The organism is Mesorhizobium sp. M7A.F.Ca.CA.002.09.1.1, assembly GCF_003998555.1.
GTDB lineage: Bacteria > Pseudomonadota > Alphaproteobacteria > Rhizobiales > Rhizobiaceae > Mesorhizobium > Mesorhizobium ciceri.
The window spans coordinates 1-6578 of record NZ_RZRR01000243.1 but is presented as its reverse complement, the minus strand read 5'-3'; the positions used below and the strand labels follow the sequence as shown (position 1 = coordinate 6578).

Below are 6578 nucleotides of genomic sequence, written 5' to 3'. Positions count from 1 at the left end.
ACAGACCATGGCCGAAGGCCGTGAATACCGGCGTGGTCAGCTGGACGATGATCGAAATGGTGGCCAGCAGCACCAGCCGCATGATCAGCGCCGCCGAGATGCCGAGCCGGCGGGCACGGGCCCGTTGTGCTTCCGGCAGCTTGTTGGTCAGGATCGAGATGAAGATCAGATTGTCGATGCCGAGCACGACCTCGAGCACAATCAGCGTCAGCAGCGCGACCCAGGCGGTTGGATCGGACACAAATTGAAAATGCGGCGCCAGGAATTCGATGAGCTGCATGGAGGTCGTCCCCTCTTTTAACGATCTAGAGCAGTGTCGCCGGCAGTTAGGTACTAAGCGTGCCTATATCAATGTCATGACCAGAAGGACGGTGCGGTTTCCTCCAGCCGCGGGCCGCGACGAAACGGCGCGATCCGCTCGGTCAGCCCGGTGCGGTCGGAAATATCGACGCCGACGCCGCACAAGGTCGCCGGTCCGGTCGCCGCTTCGAAGCGGCCTTTCGGCACTTTCGACAGGAACCGGTTGAGCGGCTCCTCCTTGTCCATGCCGAGCGAGGAATCATAGTCGCCGCACATGCCGGCGTCGGACATATAACCGGTGCCGCCATTGAGGATCTGGTGATCGCCGGTCGGCTGGTGGGTATGGGTGCCGACGACGAGGCTGGCACGGCCGTCGACGAAATGCGCGAAGCACATCTTTTCCGAGGTCGCCTCGGCGTGGAAGTCGATGATCACGGCATCCGCCTGCTCGCCGAGCGGACAGGCGGCAAGCTCGCGTTCGCCGGCCTGGAAGGGATCGTCGAGTTCGGGATGCATGAACACCCGGCCCATGATGTTGGCGACCAGCACGCGCGCGCCGCTCCTGGCGATGTAGACGCCGGAGCCGCGCCCGGGCGTGCCCTTGGGAAAGTTCGAGGGGCGCAGGAAGCGCTCTTCGCGCGGCGCGAAGGCGAGTGCGTCGCGCTGGTCCCAGACATGGTTGCCGGTTGTGACGACATCCGCACCGGCCGCGATCGTCTCGCGAAAGATATCTTCGGTGATGCCGAAGCCGCCGGCGGCGTTCTCACCGTTGACGATGACGAAATCGAGTTTGAAGTCGGAGATCAAGCCGGGCAGTTGTTCCCACACCGCCGTCCGTCCCGTCTTTCCAACCATGTCACCGAGGAAGAGAAGTCTCATATGATCCCGCACCGAAGGTCAGCGAAGCAAAAGCTGCATGACGTCTGTGAAAGATCATGCGTCCTTTTATCTACAATTTTGACGCGAAGCGGCGCAACCCGCTCTCGGTCAGTATTTCCGGAATGACGACGTCATGTTCCTCATCCGGCACCATTGCCACCTCCTGGCAGTCGAAGGCGATGCCGACCAGCCGCGGCGGCTGTCCCTTGTCGATCAGCTTGGCGATGGCGCGGTCGTAATAGCCGGCACCATAGCCGATGCGATGGCCGCGCGCATCGAAGGCGGCGAGCGGCACCAGCATCACCGAGGGGTCGAGCACTTCTGCTTCTTCATGCGGGCCGACCGTGCCGAAACCCATCTCGACCATCGGCGCGCCGCGCACCAGTTCGCGAAAGACGATCGTGGTTTTGTCGAGAATGGCCGGCAGGCAAAGCCGCGCGCCCCTTTCGCGCAAGGCAAACATCAGCGGCCTGACGTCGACTTCCGAGCGCATCGGCCAGAAGCCGGAAACGATCTGGCCCGGCTCAATGTGGAGGTGATCGCGTGCCGTCTCTGCCATTTCAAGCGCGACCTCCACCCGCCAGAATTCGTCGAGCGCATCGCGGCGTCCGAGGGCCTCGCGGCGAAGCTGCTTTTTGAGGTCTTTGAGAGAGGTCATGCAGTCAGGGTAGAAAAGGTCAGATCTGGATGGAGTGTTGGGAGCGACGTTTTCCACCGCAATCATCCACCGAAATGCGGGACGCGTGGCAATAAGTGACGATCCACACAACCGGTGGAGAGAGCGATCCCGGGAACCTACAAAGTAGGTGGGCGCCGTGTGAGAAAACCCACGGGTCTTCCCAGGGACAGCTCCCTAAGGATCGTTAAGGCCCCGGGGAAAATGTTCTCCTGCCGGGAAGCACAGACCGTCCCGCCCAATATAGGCTGCCGGCCGGCTAAGCGCCAGTGAGACGGGCACTCTTTCCGTGTTGGTTCAGGCCCTCGCGCCGCCAACACCTCACCCTTGCACAGGCACGGCCTCGTCCTTACGGTCGCGATGACCAACCGAGGAGCAAGAATGCGTTTCGAAGGCACGGCGGCCTATGTCGCCGACAAGGATCTGATGGTGGCCGTCAATGCGGCGATCGCGCTGGAGCGGCCCTTGCTGGTCAAGGGCGAGCCCGGCACCGGCAAGACGGAACTGGCCCGCCAGGTGGCGGCTGCACTCGGCCTCGACCTCATCGAATGGCACGTCAAGTCGACGACGCGGGCGCAGCAGGGCCTGTACGAATATGATGCCGTCTCGCGGCTGCGCGACAGCCAGTTGGGCGACGAGCGCTTCAACGACATCAGGAACTACATCAAGCGCGGCAAACTCTGGGAGGCTTTCGCCGCCGGCAAGAAGGTCGTGCTCTTGATCGACGAGATCGACAAGGCCGACATCGAATTCCCAAACGATCTCCTGCAGGAACTCGATCGGATGGAGTTCTTCGTCTACGAGACCGGCGAAACCATCCGCGCCGCCGTCAGGCCGATCGTCATCATCACCTCCAACGACGAGAAGGAGTTGCCGGACGCGTTCCTGCGCCGCTGCTTCTTCCATTACATCCGCTTTCCCGACGTCGACACGCTGCACAGAATCGTCGACGTCCACTATCCCGGCATCAAGCAGAACCTGGTTCGGGCAGCCCTCACCCAGTTCTACGAGATCCGCGAAGTGCCGGGGCTGAAGAAAAAACCGTCGACCTCCGAGGCGCTCGACTGGATCCGCCTGCTGGTCGCCGACGATATCGCGCCCGAGGATCTGCGCGCCGACCCGAAGAACGCGTTGCCCAAGCTGCATGGCGCATTGCTGAAGAACGAACAGGATGTCCATCTGTTCGAGCGGCTTGCCTTCATGGCGCGCAGGCAAGGGTGAGGCGCCGGGCACTTGCTACGATCGAGCTTCGCTTGCGCCCTGAGCACGATGACGGTCCCTTGCCTCTTGCGGCGCGACGTTTCTGGGGCCGAAGACGACGAAGCTGATGACGGCAAGGGCAAGAACGCCGATCCCGCTATAGAGCATGACCCAGCCAAAACCGTTGACCAAGGCGGCATGCGCAAGCGCGCCGGACGGGTCGAGGGTCGCCAGCCTGGGCGAATATTGGGAGAGGCCATCGAGATTTCCGGTGGCGATCTTTTCCGCCAACGCGCGCAATTCGTCCGGGTCAAGGGCCGTGCCCAATGCGGTTTTGAGATAGGAAGCAATTCCCTGCGTCAACAGCAGGCCCAGCACCGCGATGTTGATGGCGAGCGTGATCAGCCGCGCGCTGATATCGATGCCCGAAGCCATGCCGGCGCGATCCGGCGACACCGAACCCGTCGTGGTGTTGGTGGTCGGTGAGTTGGTGAGGCCGATACCGATACCGGCGATCAGCGTACCGGGCAGCATGGTCAGCCAGCTGGCTCCCTCAAGGCTCGAACCTATCCTCATGGCGATAAAGCCGACCCCCAATGTCAGCAACCCGAGCGGGATCGCCACCCGCGCCTGATAGCGGGCGCGCAGGCGCTCGGCGGTCGAGGACATCAGCATCAAGGGAAGCGTGTAGACGAGCAGCAGCAGGCCGGTCGTGGTGCTGTCGTAGCCGAGCACACCCGAAAAATAGATCGGCAGATACATGATGAACGGCCAATAGCTGAAATTCATGCCGATGCCGCCCATGATCGCTCCCGAAAATTGACGGATCCGGAACACCGAGAAATCGAACATCGGATAGGGGCTGATCTTCTCGGCAACGAGGAACGCGGCGAAGGCCAGCACGGCAGCACTTGCCACGCCGATGCGGGCACCAGAGCCGAGATCGGCCCCTTGCGTGATCAGATAGGAGAAGCCGAACACCGCGAACGAGAGCGTCAGGATACCGGCACGGTCAAGCTTCTGGGCATTGTGGTCGCGTGATTCGGTGACACCGGCACCGATGAAGACCAGCGCAAGGATGGCAAGCGGCACATGGATGAGGAACACCCACTGCCAGCTCGAGAACGCGACGATCAATCCACCGATGGCGGGACCAAAGCCAAGCCCGATCCCCGAGACGACGCTCCAGGCCACAAAAGCCTTGCCGCGTTCGCTGCCGTCCTGAAACTGGTGGGACAAGACGGCCACGCTGCAAGTGAACATCGCCCCTCCCGCCAGGCCTTGCAGGAAGCGTGCAATGATGAGGAGCGAAGCGCTCGGCGCGAGGCCGCACAGCAGTGAGGCCAGCCCGAAGGCGATGGTGGCGATCACCATCACCCGTTTGCGGCCGAAGCGGTCGGCCAGCGTTCCTGTCGCCATCAGCACCGTGGTGCAGGCAATGGTGTAGGCGTTCATGATCCATTGCAGATCCTTGAAGTCGGCGGCGAGCACGCTTTCCAGTTTCGGAAGGATCACCGGGACGCTGGAGATTTCGAGGCCGAACAGCAGCGAGGCAAGGCAGGCCCCGGCAAGCGCAACGGTGTTTCGGTCGATTTGAAACGTCATGTCGATCACTTTCTGTCGAAGCATTCTGGAACCGGGCTGGCTCTTCAAACTGCGGTCGAGATGACATAGACGAGGCTTTACTATGAAAAAAGACTATGCATTTCTATTTCAGAGATAACAAAATGGAATGACGGAGATGGCCAGTCTCGATGTCGATGCCGTGCGCACTTTCGTCATGGTGGCCGACCTGCAGAGCTTCACCCGGGCGGCTGCAGCACTTGGCAGCACCCAGGCGACGATCAGCGTCAAGTTGCGGCGGCTCGAGGAAAAGCTCGGCGCACGTTTGATCGAACGAACCCCGCGCCGCGTGGCACTGTCGGAAAGGGGGGCTGTCTTCCTGCCCGTGGCCCGCGAATTCCTTGCCGCCCATGAACGCGCCGTCGCGGAATTTTCCGCGGCGCCATGTCGGCTTGCGCTCGGCTTCGTCGATCATGTCGCGGGGCCTGAGCTTTCCACGCTGATCGCCCAGCTTCATGCCCACGATCCGTCGCTCGCGCTCAACATACGGATCGATACCAGCTCCATGCTGGAAGAAGCTTTCGATCGCGGCGAACTCGATGCGGTGATTGTGCACCAGGAAGATGACAGTCGACGCGGTGAAGCTTTGTCGCGCACCCACTATGGCTGGTTCGCGGCACCTGGCTTCGAATGGCGACCAGGCACGCCCCTGCGCCTGGCTCTTTTAAGCACCAGATGCAATTGCCCGGACCGTATGAGAGCGGTCGAAGCGCTGGACCGGGCAGGCATCGCCTGGAATGAGGCTTTCGTCGGCGGCGGCGGCGCTGCCGTCAACATCGCGGTATCGGCGGGCTTTGCCCTTTCCGCCCTCGCTTACCGGGTTGTGCCCCCGGGCTTGATCGAGGTGGGCCGCAAACTCGGCCTGCCACCAATTCCCCCGTCCGAGATCGTTTTGCAGTCGCACGCTCTGCCGCCGCGGGCGCGGGAGGCGCTGCACATGCTCGCGACCGCTTTTCGCGAATATAATTCGCCTGCCGAATAGGCAAGGGTGTTCCTGATCCCGATTCTATTGGTATGGATCGGGTTCCAGACTTCAGAGGGAACGAAATGTCCGAGATAATCGTCCGCCCGCTCGCGCAGTCCGACCACGCCGATTGGCGGCGCCTGTGGACCGACTATCTCACCTTCTATGAGACGAAGCTGCCGGAAGAGGTCTACGCCGTCACCTGGAAGCGGCTGTTCACTCCGGGCGAATTCGAGCCAAAAGGCTTCATCGCCACACTGGACGGCAAGGCGGTCGGTCTCACGCACTTCCTGTACCACCGCTCCGGCTGGTCGGAGAAAAACAACTGCTATCTGCAGGATTTGTTCGCCGACCCGGATGTGCGCGGCAAGGGGATCGGCGCCGCCCTTATCAACGCAGTGAAGGAAGAGGCGGCAAAGATCGGCGTCAAGAATGTCTACTGGATGACGCACGAGACCAACGCCACCGCGCGCAAGCTTTACGACCACGTCGCCCGCCGCACGGGCTTCATCGAGTATGATTTGCTGTAACCGGCCATGTTCATCCCCTTCTTCCTTGAACTGAAGGCTGCACGCGTTCCCGTCTCGCTCAGGGAATATCTGTCGCTGCTCGAAGGGCTGGAAGCCGGGTTGGTCGACTACGACGTCGAAGGTTTTTATTACCTCGCCCGCGCCGCCCTGGTGAAGGACGAGCGCCACATCGACCGCTTCGACCAGGTGTTCGCGCATGTCTTCAAGGGCATTGAAGCGCTGGGCGGACCGGACGCGCTGGACGTCGCCAATATCCCCGAGGAATGGTTGCGCCGCCTCGCCGAAAAGCACCTGACCGACGAGGAGAAAAAACTGGTCGAGGCGCTCGGCGGGTTCGAAAAGCTGATGGAGACTTTGAAACAGCGACTCGAGGAGCAAAAAGGTCGCCACCAGGGCGGCTCGAAAT

Annotated in this window: 6 protein-coding genes, 1 other RNA gene and 2 pseudogenes; 4 read left to right on the top strand and 5 right to left on the bottom strand. The window is 61.8% G+C overall.

Annotated features, from left to right (window positions below; all coding sequences use genetic code 11):
* The 4 genes and pseudogenes from EN994_RS13170 to ssrS form a co-directional block, all read right to left on the bottom strand.
* A pseudogene (locus EN994_RS13170) lies at positions 1 to 280 on the bottom strand (TerC family protein); the annotation flags it as partial.
* Between the two features lie 74 nt (positions 281 to 354).
* Entirely contained in the window at positions 355 to 1179 is an 825-nt protein-coding gene (locus EN994_RS13165; RefSeq protein WP_024502904.1) for a YmdB family metallophosphoesterase, read from the bottom strand.
* 70 nt (positions 1180 to 1249) lie between these two features.
* Complete coding sequence (locus EN994_RS13160; protein WP_024502903.1) at positions 1250 to 1837, bottom strand: 5-formyltetrahydrofolate cyclo-ligase; 588 nt, start codon at positions 1835 to 1837, stop codon at positions 1250 to 1252.
* A gap of 96 nt (positions 1838 to 1933) precedes the next feature.
* A non-coding RNA gene (ssrS, locus tag EN994_RS13155) (6S RNA) lies at positions 1934 to 2089 on the bottom strand.
* A gap of 147 nt (positions 2090 to 2236) precedes the next feature.
* Here ssrS and EN994_RS13150 point away from each other — a divergent pair.
* Positions 2237 to 3076 (top strand): MoxR family ATPase, encoded by an 840-nt coding sequence (locus tag EN994_RS13150; protein ID WP_063169207.1) that lies wholly within the window; start codon positions 2237 to 2239, stop codon positions 3074 to 3076.
* Positions 3077 to 3091: 15 nt separating this feature from the next.
* Here EN994_RS13150 and EN994_RS13145 read toward each other — a convergent pair whose 3' ends face one another.
* Positions 3092 to 4660 carry an MFS transporter gene (locus tag EN994_RS13145; protein WP_063170360.1) on the bottom strand — a complete coding sequence of 523 codons (1569 nt, stop codon included), beginning with the start codon at positions 4658 to 4660 and terminating at the stop codon, positions 3092 to 3094.
* 175 nt (positions 4661 to 4835) lie between these two features.
* Between EN994_RS13145 and EN994_RS13140 the strand changes: the two genes are divergently transcribed.
* The 3 genes and pseudogenes from EN994_RS13140 to EN994_RS13130 form a co-directional block, all read left to right on the top strand.
* Positions 4836 to 5660: a LysR substrate-binding domain-containing protein gene (locus EN994_RS13140; protein WP_245459099.1), complete on the top strand. Its 825-nt coding sequence runs from the start codon at positions 4836 to 4838 to the stop codon at positions 5658 to 5660.
* A gap of 65 nt (positions 5661 to 5725) precedes the next feature.
* Positions 5726 to 6172, top strand: a complete 447-nt coding sequence (locus tag EN994_RS13135; RefSeq protein ID WP_063169209.1) for a GNAT family N-acetyltransferase — start codon at positions 5726 to 5728, stop codon at positions 6170 to 6172.
* A 6-nt stretch (positions 6173 to 6178) separates the two neighbouring features.
* Positions 6179 to 6578, top strand: a pseudogene (locus EN994_RS13130) (VWA domain-containing protein); the annotation flags it as partial.